The organism is Roseomonas sp. USHLN139 (assembly GCF_037145735.1).
Classification (GTDB): domain Bacteria; phylum Pseudomonadota; class Alphaproteobacteria; order Acetobacterales; family Acetobacteraceae; genus Pseudoroseomonas.
Window position 1 is genome coordinate 20102 of record NZ_JBBCWY010000008.1, and the last position, 17564, is coordinate 37665.

Below are 17564 nucleotides of genomic sequence, written 5' to 3' on the forward strand. Positions count from 1 at the left end.
GGGCGGCCGGCCTTCAGCGGACGACGATATGGCGCAGCTGCCAGATCGCCCGTTCATGATAGAGGCTGCGATCGAGCTCCGGCCGCTCGGACCAGGGATAGAGCAGCCAGAGCGGGCCACGGTCGCGCACCCGCATCGGCCGGCCTTCCAGACGGGTCGCGATGAAGGCGCCGAGCTGGGCGTCGGCCACCGGGATCGAGGCGGTGTAGCGGTTGATCGCCTCCGCCTCGAGCATGCTGCCCAGGCATTCCACCGCGTCCAGCAGGCGCTGCAGCGGAATGCCGGAGAAGCTGCGCAGGCCGCGGTCCCAGGGCGTGATGGTGCGCAGCGAGGTCAGGCCGAGCGCCTCGAGCTGCGGCAGGGTGAATTCGCGCTCGCCCTGCGGCGGCTGGCGGATCAGCCCGGCGACGCGCAGCACCACCGGCTCGGCGGCGGCGCCGGGGGCGGCCGTCTGGGCGAGCACCGGCCGCCCGGTCGCGGCCAGGCCGGCAACGAGGCTGGCGGTGCAAAGCCGCAGGCTGTCGCGACGACGCATGAATTCTCCTCCGGGAGGGCCGGCAGGCGCCACGCCGCATACTTCCGTTTACCAGCACGTTCCTGAATGGATTGTTAAGCGCATTCCTCGCAGGCAAGGTTCGGGAAGGTGACGTGGCCCAAACGCCACGCCACGGCCCGCTTCAGGCGCCGTCGACCAGCTCCACCGCCGTGCCCAGATCGACCGAGAGCAGCCGCGACACGCCGCGCTCCTGCATGGTGACGCCATAGAGACGGTGCATGCGCGCCATGGTCAGCGGATGGTGGGTAACCACCAGGAAGCGGGTGCCGGCCTCGGCCGCCATCGCCTCCAGCAGGCCGCAGAGCCGCTCGACATTGGCGTCGTCGAGCGGCGCATCCACCTCGTCCAGCACGCAGACCGGCGCCGGCTGGCAGCGGAAGACGGCGAAGATCAGCGACAGCGCGGTCAGCGCCTGCTCGCCGCCCGAGAGCAGCGACAGGGTCGCCAGCTTCTTGCCCGGCGGCTCGGCATAGATCTCGAGCCCGGCCTCCAGCGGATCGTCGCTGCCGACCAGCGCCAGATGCGCCCGCCCGCCGCCGAACAGCCGGCCGAACAGGGCGCGGAACTCGGTGTCGATCCGGTCGAAGACGGCGCGCAGCCGGTCGCGCCCCTCGCGGTTGAGATGGCCGATCGAGCCGCGCAGCTTGGCGATGGCGGCGCCGATCTCGTCGCGGTCGCGGTCGATGCCGCCGATCCGCGCCTCGATCTCCTCCATCTCCTGCTCGGCACGAAGATTGACCGGGCCCATCTCCTCGCGCTCGCGGGCCAGGCGTTCCGCCTTCTTCCGCGCGCGCTCTTCCGCCGCGTCGGAGAGGTCGTCCGGCGGCTCGGGCAGATCGGCGCCCTCGCCCAGCTTCTCGGCCAGCCGCTCGGCGACGGCGCGGGCGGCGGCCTCGGCGGCGTCGCGCGCCGCCTCGGCGCGCAGCTGCGCCTCGCGCGCCGCCGCGAAGCCGGCATCGGCCTGGCGGCGGGCCTCCTGGGCGGCGCGGTCCTCGGCCTCGGCGGCCTTCAGCGCGGCGGCGGCGGCGGCATGGCGCGCCTCCGCCTCGGCCAGGATCCGGCCCGAGGCGGCGCGGCGGGCAGCGGCCTCCTCCGGCGCATCGGCGGCGGCGGCGCGCGCGGCCTCCGCCTCGGCGCGGCGGCGGGTGATCTCCTCCAGGCGCGCGGCGGCGGTGGCGCTGCGCGCCTGCCAGCTCTGCTGCTCGTCGCCGATCACGGCGCGGCGGGCGGTGGCGCGCTCCAGCTCGGCGGCGAGGCCGGTGGCGCTGTCGCGGGCATTGGCCGCCGTCGCCCGCGCCTCGGCCAGGGTCTTCCGCGCCGCCTCCACCCCAGCGCGCAGCTTCTCCAGGTCGGGCTGCGCCGCCTGGGCAGCCTCCGCAGCCTGCAACAGGCGTTCGGCCTCGGCGCGCTCCTCGCCGGCACGCGCCAGCTGCGGGGCGAGCGCCGCCAGCCGGCTCTCGGCCTCGGCGGCGCGGCGGGCCAGCTGCGCCTCGGCGCCGCGGGCGGCTTCCAGCCCGGCCTCGGCGCGGCGGCGGGCCTCGCGGGCGGCGGCCTCGGCGGCCAGCGCCGCGGCTTCCTCGCGCGCCACCTGGTCGCGGGCAGCGCGCTGCGCGGCGGCCTCCGGCAGGCCGGCCAGGGCGGCGGCGGCGGCGTCGCGGGCGGCGGCGGCGGCGTCGTGCTCGGCCTGCAGCCGCTCCAGCTGCGGGCCCAGCGCCGCCAGCCGGCTTTCCGCCCGGGCCGCGGCGCCCGCCAGCTTCTGCTCGGCCTCGCGCGCCTGGCCCAGCGCGGTCTCGGCGGCGCCCCGCGCCTGGCGGGCGGCGGCCTCGGCGGCGGTTTCTTTCTGTTCGTCCTGCTTGGCCGCCTCGGCGGCGGCGGCGGCCGCCTTGGCGGCGGTCTCGGCCTCGGCCAGGGCGGCCTCGGCGGCGCGCAGGCGGTTGCGCTGGGTCAGCCGCACCGCGCCGGGGCTGGGCGCGCCGGCCTGCAGGCAATGCCCGTCCCAGCGCCACAGCGCGCCGTCGCGCGCCACCAGGCCCTGGCCCTCCGCCAGCAGCGGCAACAGGGATTCGCCGGTGGCGCCCGCCTCGACCAGCCCAATCTGGGTCAGGGCGCGGGCCAGTTCCGGCGGCGCCTGCACCAAGCTGGCCAGCGGGGTCACCCCGGCGGGCAGCGGGCGCGCGGCATCGACCGGCGGCAGCAGGCGCCAGTGGCGCGGGGCGGCAGGGTCGGCCGGGCTTTCCAGCGCCTCGCCCAGCGCGGCGCCGAGCGCGGCTTCCAGCCCCGGCGGCACGGCGATGGCATCCAGGATCGGCGCCGCCGCCTTCGGCGCGCGGGCGCGCAGCAGGTCGTCCAGCCCCTGGCGCTCGGCGCTGGCGCGGGCGCGGGCGGCCTCGGCGGTGCCGGCGGCGGCGCGGGCGGCGGCATGCGCCTGGGCGGCGGCGGCGCGGGCGGTCTCCGCCTCCGCCAGGATCCGGCGGGCCTCCACCAGCCCCGCCTCGGCGGCGGCCACCGCGGCCTGGGCGGTCTGCAGCGCGGCGGGGTCGGGGCGCTCGGCCAGTGCCGCATCGCGCTCGCGCATCATGCGGTCGCGCTGCTCGGCGGCCTGGCGGGCGCGCTGGGCCGCGGCGTCGCGCTCGGCGGTCGCGCGGCTGCGCGCCGCCTCGGCCTCGGCGCTGGCGCGGCGGGCGGTGGCATGGGCCTCCTGCGCGCCGGCGCGGGCGGCCTCGGCGGCGTCCAGGGCAGCGCGCGCGGCCTCCAGCGCCGCCACCGCCTCCTGCTGCTGCGCGGCGGCGGCGGCCAGCATCTCGGGCAGCACGCGCCCGGCGGCGGCCTGCTGCTGCTGCGACTCCAGGGACGCGAACTGCTGGCGCAGGCGCTCGGCGCGCTGGCGGGCGGCCTGGGCTTCGCTGGCCAGCCGGGCGACCTCGGCGGCGGCCTCGGCGGCGGTCGCGGCGGCGGCATCGGCGGCGCGCTCGGCGGTGGTCGCGGCCTCGGCGGCGGCGACCTGGGCGGCCTCCGCCTCGGCGCGGCGGCCGGGCAGCGCGGCCAGGAGGGCCGACAGGGAAGAGTCCTCCTGCGCCAGCCGACCGGCGGCGGCGGCGGCATCCTCGGCCAGGCGGCTGGCATGGCCGTGGTCGTCCTGCAGGGTCTGCAGCCGGGCTTCGGCTTCCTCCAGGGCGGCGCGGGCGCGGCGTTCCTCGGCCTCCAGCCCTTCCTGCTCGACGCGGCGGCGCTCCAGCGCGGTGCGCGCCTCGCCCTCGGCCTCGCGCGGGGCGGGCAGCGCCTTTTCGGCGGCAAAGGCGCGGGTGGCGGCCTCGGCGGCGGCGGTCTCGCCGGCCCGGGTCGCGGCCTGGGCGGCGGCGAAACCGTCGCGCGCAGCGATCAGCGTCGCCTCGGCCCGCGCCACCAACAGGGAAAAGAACTCGGATTCGGCGGCGCGGGTCAGACCAGAAAGATTGCGGTAGCGGGCGGCCTGGCGGGCCTGGCGCTGCAGCGACTGGCGCTGCACGTCGAGCTGCCCCTTCAGGTCGTCGGCCCGCGTCAGGTTGGTCTCGGCCTGGCGCAGCTTCAGCTCGGCCTCGTGCTTGCGGGCGCGCAGCCCGGCGATGCCGGCGGCCTCCTCCAGCACCTGGCGGCGCTCGTCCGGCTTGGCGGCGATCAGCGTGGCGACGCGGCCCTGGCTGACCATGGCGGAGGAGCGGGCGCCGCTGCCGATATCGGCGAACAGCGTCTGCACGTCGCGGCCGCGCGCCTCACGGCCATTGATGCGGAAGCCGGTGCCCTCGCCGCGGACGATGCGGCGGGTGATCTCCAGCTCGGCGGCGGCGGCATTGGGCGGCGGCGCCAGGCCGGCGGCGTCCTCCAGCAGCAGCGTCACCTCGGCCTGGTTGCGGCCCGAGCGAGTGGCGGTGCCGGCGAAGATGACGTCGTCCATCTCGCCGCCGCGCATCGCCCGCGCATTGGTCTCGCCCATCGCCCAGCGCAGCGCCTCGACCACGTTGGACTTGCCGCAGCCATTCGGGCCGACGATGCCGGTCAGCCCCGGCAGGACCTCGAGCGTGGTCGGCTCGGCGAAGGACTTGAAGCCGGCGATGCGCAGCCGGGTCAGCACCGCGCGCAGCGCCGCCTCGCGCGCCGCGGCTGCGGCCTCGGCGTCGCGCGACGGCCCGGCCTCGGGGTCGGGCCGGGTCTCGGTCCCGGGCGGCGCGGTCACGCCGTCCGGGGTGGTGTCGTCCGGCGGCAGGTCGCCGGAGTCGGGACGCCCTTGGCTCAAGCGGCCTCCGCCACCAGCTGGGCGAAACGGTCATAGGCCATGCCGCCCGGCACCACCTTGCTGCCGAAGACGAAGGTCGGCGTCGAATTCACGCGGTGCTCCTGCTCGGCCTTCAGGCGGCCTTCCAGGATGGCGCGGCGCAGGCCCTGGTCGGCGATCGCCGCATCGACCTCGGCGCGGCCGAGCCCGGCCAGCGCGGCGATCTTGGCGATCTCGGCGATGTTGTCGGCGCCGCGGGCGAAGGCCCAGCGGTCCTGGCTGCCCAGCAGCGCGGCGATGAAGCCCTCATAGCGCTCCGCCGGCAGGGCGCGGGCGACCTGCGCCGCGGCCAGCGCCAGCTGGTCGAGCGGGAAGTCGCGCCAGACGATGCGCATCTTGCCGGCCGAGACCAGCTCCTGCTTCACCTGCGGCCAGACCTCCTTGTGGAAGGCGGCGCAATGCGAGCAGGTCAGCGAGAAATACTCGATCACCGTCACCGGTGCCGTGGCCGGGCCGGACGAGCGCTCGCCCATGCGCGGATCGGCGCCGGCGGCGGGCTGGCCGGTCTGGGCCAGCGCGCCCCGGGCGAGGACCAGCGGGGCGGCGACGGCGGGGGCCAGCAGCAGCGAACGGCGGGAGAGCGACATGAAGCCTCCTGAAGGGTTCGGGTCCCGGGACCCGGCGCGCGTCTCTACCGCGAACCGGGCCCGCAGGCGATGCCCGCGGCTGATGCCGCCTCGGCCGCGCCCTGTCCATGGCTGTTGCACGTGGTCACGCGGGGCGGCGGCTTAAGCAACCTTAAAGCGGCCGCGCCAGCGGCGGATTCGCGGCCCAGCCCTGCGGCAGCCCGGCCACCGCTGCCGCTTTCTTTTCCCAAGCATCTGTAAAGAAATGGCTTTTTCCGGAGGCCACACCGGTCAGTTCGGCCGAACCCCGCGACGGGATCGCGAAATACGTCCCGCGGGGCGGCGCAAAATTTCTTCCGGCCCTTCCCCGCCCGAGGCGGCCACGACCCTTCCGCCGGCTACCGCCGCCGGTTTGCGCATCCTGCCCATGCTTTGACCCTGATATTTCTCAGCGGCCATATCCTGCCCGATTTTAGCGCAAACTGGCCGTTGCGCCGGCGCGCCGCGGCGCGGAGCATGCCGGCAGAACGCCGCCCCGAGCAGGAAGCCGCCATGTCCCTCCCCCGCCTGTCGCCGAGCGCCGCATGAAGCTCGCCGGTCGCATCGCCATCGTCACCGGCGCCGGCTCCGGCATCGGCCGGGAAGCCGCGCTGCTCTTCGCCGCCGAGGGCGCCCGGCTCGGCCTGGTCGACCGCGATGCCGCCGGCGTCGAGGAAACCGCCGCGTTGATCCGCGCCGCCGGCGGCGAGGCCATCACCCGCATCGGCGATGTCGCCACCCCGGGCGCCGCGGCCGCCGATGCCGCCGCGGTGATGGCGGAATGGGGGCGGATCGACGTGCTGATGACGGCGGCCGGCTTCTCCTCCGGTGGCACCGTCGTCACCACGCCGGACGAGGCCTTCGAGGCGGTGGTGGCGGCCAATCTGGGCGGCACCTGGCGCTGGTGCCAGGCGGTGATCCCGGTGATGCAGGCGCAGAAATCCGGCTCGGTGATCACCGTCGCCTCGCAGCTGGCGCGCGCCGGCGGGCGCAACAACAGCGCCTATATCGCCGCCAAGGGCGCCATCATCAGCCTGACCAAGACCATGGCGCTGGATTTCGCCGCCGATGGCGTGCGGGTGAACTGCCTGCTGCCCGGCGCCATCGAGACGCCGCTGCTGCGCCGCAGCTTCGCCCGCCATGCCGACCCCTCGGTGCCGCGCGAGGCCAGCCGCGCCCGCCATCCGCTCGGCCGCCTCGGCCGGCCGGAGGAGGTGGCGCGCGCCGCCCTCTTCCTCGCCTGCGACGATTCGAGCTTCACCACCGGCAGCGAGCTGCTGGTCGATGGCGGCTGGCTGGCGGGCTGAGCCGATGACCTTGCAAGCCCTCGCCGACCGGGCGCGCGACGACCTGGCGCGCATCGCCCATCCCGCCCGCCCCTGGGTGCCGCCGCGCCACGGGCCGGACGGCGCGCCGGTGCTGGACGTGCTGGTGGCCGGCGCCGGCCAGTCCGGCCTGGCCATCGGCTTCGCCCTGCAGCGCGCCCGGATCGAGCGCTTCTGCCTGGTCGACGCGGCGCCGCGCGGGCTGGAGGGCCCCTGGCGGACCTATGCGCGGATGCCGACGCTGCGCAGCCCGAAGGACTATACCGGCCCCGATCTCGACATCCCCAGCCTGACCTACCAGTCCTGGCACGAGGCCCGCTACGGCGCGGATCACTGGCAGGCGCTGGACCGCATCCCGCGGCAGGACTGGGCCGACTACCTGCTGTGGCTGCGCGACACCCTGGCGCTGCCGGTGGAGAACGGGACGGCGCTGGTCGACATCGCCCCCGCCCCCGGCGACCTGCTGCAGGCGACGCTGCGCCAGGCCGATGGCCGGACCGAGACGCGGCTGGCCCGCAAGATCGTGCTGGCGACCGGCCAGGACAGCCTCGGCCGCTGGACCATGCCGGACTTCATCGAGGCGCTGCCGCCCTCGCTGCGGGCGCATGCCGCCGACCCGATCGATTTTGCCGCCCTGCGCGGCCGGCATGTCGCGGTGCTCGGCGCCGGCGCCTCGGCCATGGACAATGCCGCCATGGCGCTGGAGGCCGGCGCCGCCAGCGCCCGCGTCTTCTGCCGCCGGCCGGAGCCGCAGCTGGTGCAGCCCTATCTCTGGCTGACCTTCCCGGGCTTCCTGCGCCATCTCTCGGAGCTGGACGACCGCTGGCGCTGGCGCTTCATGCGCCACATCATGAGCCTGCGCGAGGGCTTCCCGCAGCCGACCTGGGACCGCTGCGCACGGCAGCCGGGCTTCGCCCTGGTGGCCGGCACGCCCTGGCTGGGCGCCCGCGCCAAGGATGACGGCGTCCAGATCGACACGCCCGGCGGCCCGGTCCAGGCGGATTTCATCATCTGCGGCACCGGCATCGACGTCGACCCGGCGGCGCGGCCGGAGCTCGCGCGCTGCGCCGGCAACATCGCCAGCTGGGCCGACCGCTACACCCCGCCCGCCGGCGAGGAGGATGCCCGGATCGGCCGCTACCCCTATCTCGCGCCGGACTATGCCCTGGTCGAGAAGCGGCCAGGCGAGACACCCTGGCTGCGCCACCTGCATCTCTTCTCGATCGCCTCGACGGTCAGCTTCGGCCCCTCCGGCTCCTCGATCAACGCGATGACGACGGCGGTGCCGAAGCTGGTGCGCGGCCTGACCGGCGCGCTGTTCCGCGAGGATCTCGAGAGCCACTGGGCCTCGCTCGCCGCCTATGACGTGCGGCAGGCGGTGATGCGCCCCGCGGCCGTGGCGGCCGCCGGGTGATGGCACGGCGCTTGCAAACCCGCTCCCCCGCCTTTTCTCCCGCGCTGCCCGGCGCGGGCGCCCCGCAGAAGGACTGACCGCCCATGGACCTCACCCGTCGACAGGGTCTGCTGGCCCTGACCGCCCTGGCGGCGCCCGCCGGCATCGCCCTGCCCGCCGGCGCCCAGCCCGCCGCCTCGCGCGCCGAGACGCTGCGCCAGGTCACCGGCAATGCGGTGAACACGCTGGACCCGACCATGCCGGGCTCGACCCGCGAGGCCTTCGGCATCAGCATGAACGTCTATGACCGGCTGGTCGCCTTCGGCCGCAAGCAGGTCGACGGCAACTGGCTGTTCGACCACACGGTGATCCGCGGCGAGCTGGCCGAGCGCTACGAGGTCTCGGCCGACGGGCTGACGATCACCCTGCACCTGCGGAAGGACGCGAAGTGGCATGACGGCACGCCGGTCACCGCCGAGGATGTGAAGTGGTCGCTCGACCGCCATGTCAGCGCCAAGTCGCTGGCGGTGTCGCAGTTCCAGACCGGCTCGCTGACCAAGCCCGAGCAGTTCCGCATCGCCGGGCCCGGCGTGATCGAGGTGCTGCTGGACAAGCCCGACCGCCTGGCGCTGTCCAACCTCGCCGTGCCCTACGCCATCATGATCAACAGCAAGCTGGCCAAGCAGCACGCCACCGCCGAGGACCCCTGGGCGCAGACCTGGCTGCAGAACAACACCGCGGCCAGCGGCGCCTACAAGGTCGAGGCCTATCGCCCCGGCGTCTCCGTCACCCTCGCCCGCAACGAGGAATGGAAGGCCGGCGTCGACGGCGCCCTGCCCTTCTTCAAGCGGGTCATCCTGCAGACCGTGCCGGAGGCGGCGACGCGCGCCAACCTGATCGAGCGCGGCGATGCCGACCTGTCGATCGACCTGCAGGCCAGCGACATCACCACGCTGGAGAGCCGCGGCAAGGTCAAGGTCGCCTCGATCCCGCAGAGCAACGGCTTCACCCATATCAGCTTCAACACCACCCAGGCGCCCTTCGACAACGTCAAGGTGCGCCAGGCGGTGGCCGCCGCCCTCCCTTATGACGCCATGTTCAAGGCGGCGCTGTTCGGCCGCGGCCGGCCGCTGTTCGGCGGCAGCTTCACCGGCCAGCCGGCCACGAGCGACTTCCCGCAGCCGCTGCCGCTGAAGCAGGATGTGGAGCGCGCCAAGACGCTGCTGGCCGAGGCCGGCCATGCGAATGGCTTCTCGACCAGCTTCGCCTTCTCCGCCGGCCAGGCGGCGACGGCCGAGCCGCTGGCGGCGCTGGTGCAGGAGGCGCTGGGCAAGATCGGCATCAAGGTCGAGATCCAGAAGATGCCGGACGCCCAGTTCAACACCATGGCGGCCGAGAAGAAGCTGCCCTTCTACACCGATGCCGGCACCGCCTGGCTGCCGGCCACCTACTACTTCTTCTACCTCTACTTCACCCGCGACCAGCGCTGGAACTTCGCCAGCTGGAACAACCCGCGCATCACCGAGCTGTCCGGCCAGGCGCGCTTCGAGACCGACCAGGCCGCCTATGACGCCGCCTGCCGCGAGATGATCGGCATCCTCGCCGATCAGGTGCCGCTGCTGATGCTGTGGCAGCCCAACATGGATGCGGTGATGGGCCCGGCGATCCGCGAGTTCACCTACCAGTTCTACCGCCAGGTGGATTTCCGCGACCTGAAGCGGGCCTGAGGACGGGCGGCCGGGCATGCGCAAGTTCCAGGCGATCGGGCGCCGCATCGGGGGCAGGCTGCTCTCCTCGGTGCCGGCGATCCTCGGGGTGGTGGTGCTGACCTTCCTGCTGATGCGGGTGCTGCCGGGAGATCCGGCGGTGTTCTTCGCCTCCGGCCCCAGCGCCGGGCAGCAGGAGATCGAGGATCTGCGCAAGGCGATGGGGCTGGACCAGCCGGTGCCGGTGCAGCTCGTCCGCTACCTGCAGGACATCGCCACGGGCAATCTCGGCCGCTCGATGACCACCGGCCAGCCGGTGCTGACCGACATGCGGCAGCGGCTGCCGGCCTCGCTGGAGCTGACCTTCTCGGCGCTGTTCCTGGCGCTGGCCTGCGCCCTGCCGCTGGGCATCCTGGCCGCGCTGCGGCCGGGCTCGGCGGTCGACCACGTCGTGCGCTTCCTCTGCACGCTCGGCGTCTGCATGCCGACCTTCGTCTCCGGCCTGCTGCTGATCTATGCCTTCTACTACCTGCTGGGCTGGGCGCCGGACCCGACCGGCCGCATCGACATCTTCGCCTCCACCCCGCCGGAGATCACTGGCTTCCTGCTGGTCGACTTCGCCATCACCGGCGATGGGGAAGGCTTCCGCGCGGCCTTGTCGCAGCTGATCCTGCCGGCCTGCACCATGGCGCTGTTCGTGCTCGCCCCGCTGGCGCGGATGACGCGGGCCTCGATGCTGGCGGTGCTGGGCAGCGACTTCATCCGCACCGCCCGCTCGATCGGCCTCGCGCCCTGGCGGGTCATCCTGGTCTATGCGCTGCGCAACGCGCTGCTGCCGGTCCTCACCATCGCCGGCATTGTTTTCTCAACCATGCTCGGGGCGAACGTGCTGGTCGAGAAAGTGTTCTCCTGGCCGGGGGTCGCGTCCTATGCGCTCGATGCGCTGCTCGCCTCCGACTACGCGCCGGTGCAGGGTTTTGTTCTGCTGATGGCGACGATCTTCGTGCTGGTGAACCTGCTGGTCGACATTCTCTACGGCCTGGCCGATCCGAGGATCGCCGCGGAATGAGCGCCTCCCTCACCTCCCCCAGCCGCAACGCGACCCTTGGCCATGTCGCCTGGGTGCTGCGCGGCAATCCGCTGACGGCGCTGGCCATGGCCGGCACCGCGCTGCTGATCCTGCTGGCGGTGCTGGCCCCCTGGATCGCGCCCTACGACCCGGTCGCCAGCGACGTGCCCAGCGCGCTGCAGCCGCCTTCCGCCGCGCACTGGTTCGGCACCGACCAGCTGGGGCGCGATATCCTCAGCCGGCTGCTGCACGGCACGCGGCTGGACCTGACCATCGCCGCCGCCGCCGTCGGCCTGTCGTTTGCCGTCGGCGCCATGATCGGCAGCTTCTGCGGCTTCGTCGGCGGCCGGCTCGACCGCTGGGTCGGCCGCTTCACCGACGTGCTGATGGCCTTTCCGCTGTTCGTCCTGGCGATGGCGATGGTCGCGGCCCTGGGCAACCGGCTGGAGAACATCATCTACGCCACCGCCATCATCAATCTTCCCTTCTATATCCGCTTCGCCCGCACCGAGGTCGCCGTCCGCCGCAACGCCGGCTGGGTCGAGGCGGCGCAGGCCTCGGGCAACAGCCGCGGCCGCATCGTCCTGTTCTTCCTGCTGCCGAACATCCTGCCCATCGTCGCCGTGCAGATCTCGCTGAACCTGGGCTGGGCGATCCTGAATGCCGCCGGCCTGTCCTTCATCGGCCTCGGCGTCCAGGCGCCGACGCCGGAATGGGGGATCATGGTGGCGGAAGGCGCGCGCTTCATCGCCTCCGGCAAGTGGTGGCTGGTCTTCTTCCCCGGCGCCGCGCTGATGTTCGCTGTCCTCTGCTTCAACCTTTTGGGCGATGGCTTGCGCGACATCCTCGACCCGAGGATGCGCACATGACCACGCCTCTGCTGCAGGTCCAGGACCTGGAGGTCAGCTTCGCCACCCGCCGCGGCGATGTCGCGGCCCTGCGCGGCGCCAGCTTCGCCCTCGACCCGGGCGAGGTGCTCGGGCTGGTGGGCGAGAGCGGCTCCGGCAAGTCGGTCACCGCGCTGGCCGCCATGGGGCTGCTCGACAAGGCCGGGCGCGTCACCGGGGGCAGCATCCATTTCGACGGGCGCGACATCACCCGCGCCGGCGCTCACGTGCTGCGGCCGATGCGCGGCGCCGCCTTCTCGATGATCTTCCAGAATCCGCGCGCCGCGCTGAACCCGATCCGCAGCATCGGCGCCCAGCTGGCCGACGCGCTGCGCGCGCATCGCGACCTGTCGTCGCGCGCCGCGCGCGACCAGGCCCTGGCCCTGCTGGAGCAGGTGCGCATCCGCAACGCTGGCCAGCGCCTGGAGGCCTTCCCGCACGAGCTGTCGGGCGGCATGTGCCAGCGCGTGATGATCGCCATGGCCATCGCCTGCGCGCCCCGGCTGATCATCGCCGACGAGCCGACCACCGGCCTCGACGTCACCACGCAGAAGGCGGTGATGGACCTGCTGGCGACGCTGACCCGCGAGCGCGGCATGGCCATGCTGCTGATCACCCACGATCTGGGCCTGGCGGCGCAGTATTGCGACCGCGTCGCCGTCATGGAGCAGGGCCGCGTCGTCGAGGAGGCGCCGCCCGCCCGGCTGTTCGGCACGCCGGGCCATGCCTATACCCGCCGCCTGGTCGCCGCCTGCCCGACCCCGCATTCCACCATTGCTTCGCTTTCCCCCGACGTCGAGCTTCCCGCCGAACCCCTGCGCCGCGCGCCCCTGCCCGCCGGCACGCCGCTGCTGCTCGAGGTCCGCGACCTCGTGAAGAAATACCCCGGCGGGGTGACCGCGGTGGACAAGGTCTCCTTCCAGATGCAGCCGGGCGAAAGCCTTGGCCTGGTGGGCGAGAGCGGCTCCGGCAAGAGCACCATCTCCCGCCTGGTCACCCGGCTGATCGACGCCACGGCCGGCGAGGTGATCTTCGACGGCCAGTCGGTCTCCGACGTGCCCGCCCGCGACTTCCACGCGGCGCCGCAGCGCAGCCAGATCCAGATCGTCTTCCAGGATGCCGGCGAGAGCCTGAACCCGCGCTTCAGCGCCTTCGACAGCATCGCCGATCCGCTGCGCCGGCTGCGCGGCCTGCGCGACGGCGCGGAGCTCGCCAAGCGGGTGAAGGACTGCGCCGTCAGCGTCGGCCTGCCGCTGCCGCTGCTGGAGCGCTTCCCGCACCAGCTCTCCGGCGGCCAGCGCGCCCGCGTCGGCATCGCCCGCGCGGTGTCGGTGGACCCCAAGCTGCTGGTGCTGGACGAGCCGACCGCGGCGCTCGACGTCTCGGTGCAGGCGGTGGTGCTGCAGCTGCTGGAGCGGCTGCGGCGCGAGAAGAACCTCGCCTATCTCTTCGTCAGCCACGACCTGAACGTGGTGCGCATGCTCTGCGACCGCATGATCGTGCTGCGCAACGGCCAGGTGGTCGAGCAGGGCGACAGCCAGCGCATCTTCCGCGCGCCGCAGGCCGAATACACCGCCGAGCTGATCGCGGCGATCCCGCATTTCGATCCGGTGGCGGCGTAGGCGAAGCCCTGCCTCAGGGGGCGATGCCGGTGGCCCGCGCGGAGGGCACCACCGTCGCCGGGTCGCCATCCAGCGCGGCGGCCAGTTCCGGCTCCAGCGCCTCCAGCGCGAAGGGCAGCGACAGCACGCTGCCGAAGGACAGCGCCGCCGAGACCAGCGCGGTGGCGACGACCTCCCGCCCCTCGCGATGCGCGCGCAGCAGGCGGCGCAGCGGCAGGGCGGCGATCTCCGCCATCTGGCCGCTGGCGCTGATCCAGATCAGCAGGTCGGCCTCCAGCGGCGAGAGATCCTCGGGCGAGAGCCGGGCGTAGAAGCCCTGCGGCGCGCGCCGCTGCTCCACCGCCTCCGGCACCACCAGGCCGAGCTCCGCCAGGAAGCGGCCGCGGGTGTCGCTGCGGGTGAAGGCGCCGGTTTCGCCGCCGAAGCTGTAGGCGGCGACCGCGCTGCGCCCGGCCCAGCCGGGATGCCGGGCGCGCGCCGCGGCGAAGCTGCGGCGGGCCGCGGCGATCGCCGCCTCCGCCTCCGGCGCGCGGCCGAGTGCCTGGCCGAGCCGGCGCGCCAGGCTGTCCCAGGGCGTCCCATAGGTCGCCTGGCCGCGCTCATGCATCAGGACAGGCGCGAATTTCGACAGGGTGGCATGGATCTCCGGCGTGATGCCCGAGCCGATGCCAACGATCAGGTCCGGCCGCAGCTCGGCCACCCGCTCGACCGAGACATCGCCGTTCAGCAGCACCGGCGCGGGGCGCTGCAGTAGCGGCTGCGCCCAGGGCCAGATGCCGCCGGGCGCATCGCCGAACCAGTGCCGCACCGCCACCGGCTGGACGCCGAGGGCGAGCAGCGTGTCATGGGTGGTGAAGCCGAGCGAGACGACACGCTCGGGGATCTTCGTCAGCACGATGCCGCCGAAGGCATCGTCCAGGCGGATCTCCGTCGCCGCCGCGGCGGGGCGGGCGATGGCCGCGGCGGCCAGGCCGGCGAGCAGGGCGCGCCGGCCCGGCGCGGGATCGGGGCGGGGGCCGGGAAACCGGGAAGGGCGCATCATCGTCTCGCTGCTGCATCCCGCCGGCGGCCGGCCCTGCGGGAAGAGATTGGAAAAAGCATTCGGGAAGGCGGGCCGGGGCTCCGTCACTGCATGGTCCGCAGCGCGCGCTCCAGCGGGGTCGAGGAGATCCGCAGGATGCCCTCCAGCGGGCTGTCCATCTCCAGGATCAGGAAGAAGGCCGATCCGGTGACCACGGCGAAGACCAGGAAGGCGGCCAGGGTGCTGCCATTGGCCGGGGTGTGCAGGCCGTAGAAGAAGAACAGCGCCGAGATCCAGGCGACCAGCACCACCAGGAAGATCGGCCGCACGGTGGGCCCGGCCTGCTCGCCCAGCAGGATCCGCTGGCGGCGCAGCGCGGCGGTCAGCTCCAGCATCTGCCCGCGCGCCCATTGCTGCGCCGGGCCGGCCGCCGGCAGGTCGAGCGCGGCACGGGCGAGGCTGTCCAGCGCCGCCGCCACGGCCTCGTCGGACAGGCCGAGGAAGGGCGCCCCGGCCGGCGGCCAGATGTCGCGCAGCGTGCGGCGCGCCACCTCGCGCACCGTGCCGCGCAGCGCGGCGGCCTCGGGGCCGTAATCCTGCAGCGCCTGGTCGAGCGCCACCAGATCGGCGGCGTGCAGCTGGATCTGCCGGTCGGTGTTGTCGAGGGTGGCCTTCGAGGTGGAGAGCAGCAGGCCCAGCACCAGCGAGGCCAGCAGCGAGATGGTGGAGGTGCCGCGCACCACGCCATCGCGGGCCTCGCTGGCCAGATGCGGCCCGGGCAGGCTGCGCCGCATCCGCAGCCCGAGCAGGGCGGCGCCGAAGACCAGCAGCGTGATCAGGCACGCGGTCCAGATATCGGCCATGGCGCTCCCCCTCCGGGCCCGACCGCGCAACGCGGCGGCAGATCGGCCCCTCGGCGGGTCTCCGCACGGCCATCATCCGGCCCGAGCACGGGCCCTGGCCACCATAGTCGATATCCCACGGGCGGGAACCGGCCATTCGGGCCAGGCCGTCGCCGGCGCCCCGCGCGGCCGGCGACGGCCGCTTCCGCAGGGCGCCGGGAGCGATAGTCAGTCCTTGTAGGCGATGCCGCGCAGCGACCGCACATTGTCGCGGGTCATGTCGATGGTGATGCGGCGCTCGCCCGGCGTCAGGCGGAGCTGGTTGAGGTCGACCGCCACATACTTGTCGGTCAGGCCCAGCCGGTTCTCCACCTCGATGACGACGCTGACGATGCGGCCGGTCGCCGGATCGACCACCAGATCCTCGACCTCGCCGATCTCGGTGTTGTCGGTGGTGTAGACGTCGCGGTCCATCAGCTGCTTGGCGCGGATCTGGTTGGCCTCGATCCGCAGGCCCGACGCGGTGCCCGCGGCCGGGGCGCCGGCGGCCGGCGCGGTCTGGGCGGAGGCGGCGAGCGGCGCGGCGATCAGGGCCAGACCGGTGAGGGCGGTGAGCAGGGGCAGACGCATGGCGATGATCCTTCGGGTTTGCGCAGCTGCAACGCCGGGACCGGCCATCCGGTTGATCGCGAAGTCCACCGGAGCGTGGGCCGCGCCGCTGCCGCGGATGCAGGCCGTCAGCCGGCAGGGCGGTCCCGGGGCGGGCGGGAGGGGGTGCTCAAACCCCGCTACCGCCCTTCGTTCACCCGCGCCTGGGTCGCCAGCACATCGGCCCGTTCGTTCATCGGGTCGCCGGCATGGCCGCGCACCCAGCGCCAGTCGACCTGGTGCGGCTTGGCGGCAGCCAGCAGGCGCTGCCACAGCTCCATGTTCTTGACCGGGTCCTTGGCGGCGTTGCGCCAGTTGTTGCGCACCCAGCCATTGACCCAGCGGCTGATGCCGTTGCGGACATATTCGCTGTCGGTGTGCAGCACCACCGTGCAGGGCCGCTTCAGGCTTTCCAGCGCCGAGATCGCCGCGGTCAGCTCCATGCGGTTGTTGGTGGTCGCCGCCTCGTAGCCGGACAGCTCCTTCTCGACGCTGCCATAGCGCAGGATGGCGGCCCAGCCGCCGGGGCCCGGATTGGGCTTGCAGCCGCCATCGGTCCAGATCTCGACCAGCCGCCCGGCCGTGTCAGGGGTGTCAGAGGCCATAGGCACTGGCATCCTTGGCCCCGGCATGGAAGCGCAGGCGCTTCAGGTATTCCAGCGGGTCCTTGCGGGTGACCATGGCGCCCGGCGGCGTGTTGGTCCAGTCGAACAGCCGGGTCAGCAGGAAGCGCAGCGCCGCCCCCCGGCAGAGCACCGGCAGCGCCTCGATCTCCGCCTGGGACAGCGGCCGCAGCGCCTGGTAGGCGCCGATCATCGCCTTCGCCTTGGTCACGTTGAAGGCGAAATCCGGCTCGAAGCACCAGGCGTTCAGGCAGATCGCCAGGTCATAGGCCAGGATGTCGGTGCAGGCGAAATAGAAGTCGATCAGCCCGGAGACCCGTGGCGCCCCGCGCGCATCTTCCAGGAAGAAGACATTGTCCGGGAACAGGTCGGCATGGATATGGCCGCGCGGCAGGCCGGCCGGCCAGGCCGCCAGGATGCCCGCCAGATGCCCGTCCAGCTCGGCGATCAGCCCGGGCTGCACCGCGTCGCCGCCGTCGCGGCAGCGCTCCAGCAGCGGCGCCCAGGAGCGCGGGCCGAGGCCGTTCGGGCGTTCCGCCCGGAAGCCCTCGCCGGCGGAATGCAGCGTCGCCAGCGCGGCGCCGAGCGGCGCGCAATGCTCGGGGCGCACCCGGCGCGGCCAGTTGCCCGGCAGGAAGGTGCAGATCGCCGCCGGCCGCCCGGCCAGCTGGCGCAGCGCCACCCCGTCGCGGCCGGCGACCGGCAGCGGGCAGGACAGGCCCTGCGCCGCCAGGTGCCGCATCAGGCCGAGGAACCAGGGCAGCTCGGCCGGGTCCACCCGCTTCTCGTAGAGCGTCAGGATATAGCTGCCGCCGGTGGTCTGCAGGGCGAAGTTGCTGTTCTCCACCCCCTCGGCGATGCCGCGGAGGGCGACCAGCTCGCCCAGATCGTAATCGGCCAGGAAGCCGCGCAGCGCGGCCTCCGTGACCTCGGTATAGACCGCCATTGGCGCTCCAGA

14 protein-coding genes are annotated in these 17564 nt (G+C 73.8%); 6 read left to right on the forward strand and 8 right to left on the reverse strand.

Annotated elements, in window-relative coordinates:
• Window positions 1-13 precede the first annotated feature (13 nt).
• The 3 genes from WFI16_RS19930 to WFI16_RS19940 form a co-directional block, all read right to left on the reverse strand.
• Window positions 14-535 (reverse strand): hypothetical protein, encoded by a 522-nt coding sequence (locus WFI16_RS19930; RefSeq protein ID WP_419899610.1) that lies wholly within the window; start codon window positions 533-535, stop codon window positions 14-16.
• A 142-nt stretch (window positions 536-677) separates the two neighbouring features.
• On the reverse strand, window positions 678-4826 hold the full coding sequence (locus WFI16_RS19935; protein ID WP_419899611.1) for a chromosome segregation SMC family protein: 4149 nt from the start codon (window positions 4824-4826) through the stop codon (window positions 678-680).
• Window positions 4823-5452, reverse strand: coding sequence for a DsbA family protein (locus tag WFI16_RS19940; RefSeq protein WP_419899612.1), 630 nt, complete (start codon window positions 5450-5452; stop codon window positions 4823-4825). Before WFI16_RS19940 ends, WFI16_RS19935 begins: the two co-directional genes overlap by 4 nt.
• 563 nt (window positions 5453-6015) lie before the next feature.
• Between WFI16_RS19940 and WFI16_RS19945 the strand changes: the two genes are divergently transcribed.
• The 6 genes from WFI16_RS19945 to nikE all read left to right on the forward strand — a co-directional run bounded on the left by WFI16_RS19945 (window position 6016) and on the right by nikE (window position 13472).
• A complete protein-coding gene (locus WFI16_RS19945; RefSeq protein WP_419899613.1) occupies window positions 6016-6777 on the forward strand; it encodes an SDR family oxidoreductase in 762 nt (253 codons plus the stop codon).
• A gap of 4 nt (window positions 6778-6781) precedes the next feature.
• Complete coding sequence (locus WFI16_RS19950) at window positions 6782-8209, forward strand: NAD(P)/FAD-dependent oxidoreductase (protein ID WP_419899614.1); 1428 nt, start codon at window positions 6782-6784, stop codon at window positions 8207-8209.
• A gap of 83 nt (window positions 8210-8292) precedes the next feature.
• Window positions 8293-9915: an ABC transporter substrate-binding protein gene (locus WFI16_RS19955; RefSeq protein WP_419899615.1), complete on the forward strand. Its 1623-nt coding sequence runs from the start codon at window positions 8293-8295 to the stop codon at window positions 9913-9915.
• Between the two features lie 16 nt (window positions 9916-9931).
• Entirely contained in the window at window positions 9932-10963 is a 1032-nt protein-coding gene (locus WFI16_RS19960) for an ABC transporter permease (protein WP_419899616.1), read from the forward strand.
• A complete protein-coding gene (locus WFI16_RS19965; RefSeq protein WP_419899617.1) occupies window positions 10960-11832 on the forward strand; it encodes an ABC transporter permease in 873 nt (290 codons plus the stop codon). Before WFI16_RS19960 ends, WFI16_RS19965 begins: the two co-directional genes overlap by 4 nt.
• Window positions 11829-13472 (forward strand): ABC transporter ATP-binding protein, encoded by a 1644-nt coding sequence (nikE, locus tag WFI16_RS19970; RefSeq protein WP_419899618.1) that lies wholly within the window; start codon window positions 11829-11831, stop codon window positions 13470-13472. Before WFI16_RS19965 ends, nikE begins: the two co-directional genes overlap by 4 nt.
• A 13-nt stretch (window positions 13473-13485) precedes the next feature.
• Here the strand turns inward: nikE and WFI16_RS19975 are convergent, their stop codons facing one another.
• The 5 genes from WFI16_RS19975 to WFI16_RS19995 form a co-directional block, all read right to left on the reverse strand.
• Window positions 13486-14514: an ABC transporter substrate-binding protein gene (locus WFI16_RS19975; protein WP_419899619.1), complete on the reverse strand. Its 1029-nt coding sequence runs from the start codon at window positions 14512-14514 to the stop codon at window positions 13486-13488.
• A gap of 83 nt (window positions 14515-14597) precedes the next feature.
• Window positions 14598-15356, reverse strand: a complete 759-nt coding sequence (locus WFI16_RS19980; RefSeq protein WP_419899620.1) for a bestrophin-like domain — start codon at window positions 15354-15356, stop codon at window positions 14598-14600.
• A gap of 207 nt (window positions 15357-15563) precedes the next feature.
• Window positions 15564-15965, reverse strand: coding sequence for a PRC-barrel domain-containing protein (locus WFI16_RS19985; protein WP_419899621.1), 402 nt, complete (start codon window positions 15963-15965; stop codon window positions 15564-15566).
• 158 nt (window positions 15966-16123) lie between these two features.
• Window positions 16124-16588 (reverse strand): ribonuclease HI, encoded by a 465-nt coding sequence (rnhA, locus tag WFI16_RS19990; RefSeq protein ID WP_419899622.1) that lies wholly within the window; start codon window positions 16586-16588, stop codon window positions 16124-16126.
• Entirely contained in the window at window positions 16578-17552 is a 975-nt protein-coding gene (locus WFI16_RS19995; protein ID WP_419899623.1) for a homoserine kinase, read from the reverse strand. The genes rnhA and WFI16_RS19995 overlap by 11 nt, the downstream gene beginning before the upstream one ends.
• Window positions 17553-17564: the final 12 nt, after the last annotated feature.